Source organism: Streptomyces corynorhini, assembly GCF_003346515.1.
Lineage (GTDB): Bacteria > Actinomycetota > Actinomycetes > Streptomycetales > Streptomycetaceae > Streptomyces > Streptomyces corynorhini.
The window spans coordinates 1-2,404 of the sequence record NZ_QQNA01000407.1 but is presented as its reverse complement, the minus strand read 5'-3'; the positions used below and the strand labels follow the sequence as shown (position 1 = coordinate 2,404).

Sequence of the window (2,404 nt, the reverse complement as noted above, 5' to 3'; positions counted from 1 at the left end):
ACAGCCCGGCCTGGAGTCGGCGTTCGCGAACGCCGACTCCAGGCCGGGCTGTTCGCGGATGGCGCCCATCGCCCGCCGGAAGTACGCGTCCTGGCTCAGCCCGGCGTCGGCGCAGCGCTGGACGAAGTGGCCCTCGACCGTGCCGAATCCGTAGACGAACTGGAAGACCGCCGCGATCGCGCCCGCCTGCCCCCGCGGCGACAGGCCCGTACCGCGCATGGCCTCCTGGACGGCCGCCGAGAACTCCATCGAACGCGGCCCGATGTTCAGGTACTTGCCGACGAGCGGTGAGACCCAGTGATGCCGTACCAGCAAGTCCCGGTGCTGGAAGGCGAGTTCGCGCAGCCGCTCGCGCCAGTCGGGACCGGCTGTGACATCGGTGGCGGGCGCCCCGATTCCGGTGATCTCCGCGTAGACGGAGTCCAGGGCCAGTTCGAGCAGGTCGTCCTTGGTGTCGACGTACCAGTAGAGGGACATGGCCGTCACTCCCAGCTCGGCGGCGAGCCGACGCATGGAGAACTTCGCCGGGCCCTCCGTGTCGAGCAGCCGTACGGAGACGGAGGTGATGCGGTCGCGGTCGAGCCCGGAGGGGGCGTCCGTGCGGTCGTTCCTGCGGCCGCGCGCGGCGGGCTTGCCGTCCAGCCACACGCTGGTACGGGCCGTCGGCCGCTCGGCGGCGGCCTCCGGCGCCCGGTCGCCGTGGACCGTGCCGTCACTCGCGCCGTCACTCACGCCGTCACTCGTGCCGTCGCGTCCGCTGTCGGGTTCCGACGCCATCAGTGAGCCTCCTCGGTTCCGTCCGGACCGGCTCCGCTTTCACGAGCCGTCCGGCCCCGGCGTGGCGCCCCCGGGCCACCGCACATGTCTTCTGACATCCACCGGAATCCGGCGGTCCGGCCGGTTCCGATGCTATGCCGCCCTCTCCCGGGCCGCCGACGGGGCGTCCGGCCCTGCCACCCGGTCCGCCCTGCGCAGCAGCAGCGCGGCGAGCAGCCCGCCCACCAGGACGGCCACCGCGCCGGCCAGCTGGCTGGTCTCCAGCCCCGAGGCGAACGCGTCGGAGATCCGCAGCCGTTCCGCCTCGTTCTCCGCCGCCGCGAGCGCGGCGGGCAGCGACGCCGCGCCCACGGCGGCCGGAACGAGCGCGGCGAAGCGGGAGTTGAGCACGGCGCCCAGGACGGCGACGCCGAGGCCGTTGCCGAACTCGGCGAGCGTGCCGTTGATGCCCGCGCCCACCCCGGCCTTCTCCGGCGGGATCGCGCTCATGATGGCGTTGGCCATGGCGGGCATGGAGAACGCGATGCCCGTCCCCATGACGACCAGCCCGATCAGCATCCCGCCGTACCCGTGCGCCCCGAGCACCGCGATCGCGCCGAGTCCGGCGGAGACCAGGGTCATCCCGAGGGCGATGGCGCCCGGCGTGCCGAGCTTGCCGATCAGCCGGGGCCCGACGCCGGAGAGGTTGAGGACGACGACCGCGATGGCGAGCGGCGCGGTACGCAGCCCGGCGTCCAGCGGCCCGTACCCCAGCACGAACTGGAGGTGCTGGGTCAGCAGGAACAGCGAGCCGCTCATCCCGAACGCGACCAGGATGACACCGGCGACCGCCCCGACGAAGCGCTGGTTGCGGAAGAAGTGCATGTCCAGCATGGGGTACGGGATCCGCAGCTCCCAGCCCACGAAGAGCGCGAGGACCAGCGCTCCCGCCGAGGCGGGCAGCAGGACCTGGCCGGAGGTCCAGCCGTGGTCGGGCCCCGAGATGATCGCGTAGACGACGGCGGTCATCCCGACGGTGGAGAGCAGCGCGCCGAGCAGATCGGGGCGTTCGCCCTGCTTGCTCTTGGATTCCGGTACGAGCGTGGCGACGGCGATCAGCGCCATGACCGCGACCGGGATGTTGATCAGGAAGATCGCGCCCCACCAGAAGTGGTCGAGCACGGCCCCGCCGATCAGCGGTCCGGCGGCGAAGCCGAGGGAGTTGACGGTCGACCAGATGCCGATGGCCTTGACGCGTTCGGTGTCGTCGAAGATCTGGACGACCACCGCGAGCGTGGTGGTGATCAGCAGCGCCCCGCCGACGCCCATTCCGGCGCGCGCGGCGATCAACTGGCCGCTGGACTGGGCGAACCCGGCGACCAGCGAGCCGATCCCGAAGAGCGCGAGACCGGCGATGAGCAGCTTCTTGCGGCCGTAGCGGTCGGCGGCGTTGCCCGCGGTGAGCAGCAGACCCGACTGGACCAGGGAGTACGCGTTGATCATCCACTGGATGTCGGCGGTCGACGCGTGCAGTTCGCGGGTGAGGGAGGGGATGGCGACGCTGAGGACGGTGTTGTCGAGCATCACGGTGAGCTGGGCGAGAACGATGACGCCGAGGATGAGCCAGCGTTGGGGGTGGGGGTGGGGG

Annotated in this window: 2 protein-coding genes; both read right to left on the bottom strand. The window is 71.9% G+C overall.

Annotation, left to right across the window (positions count from 1 at the left end; all coding sequences use genetic code 11):
* Window positions 1-777, bottom strand: a 777-nt coding sequence (locus DVH02_RS33590; RefSeq protein ID WP_147286201.1) for a TetR/AcrR family transcriptional regulator, incomplete at its 3' end; no start/stop codon positions are given.
* Between the two features lie 132 nt (window positions 778-909).
* Window positions 910-2,404: MFS transporter (locus DVH02_RS33585; protein ID WP_114627616.1), on the bottom strand; the 1,495-nt coding region annotated here is incomplete at its 5' end.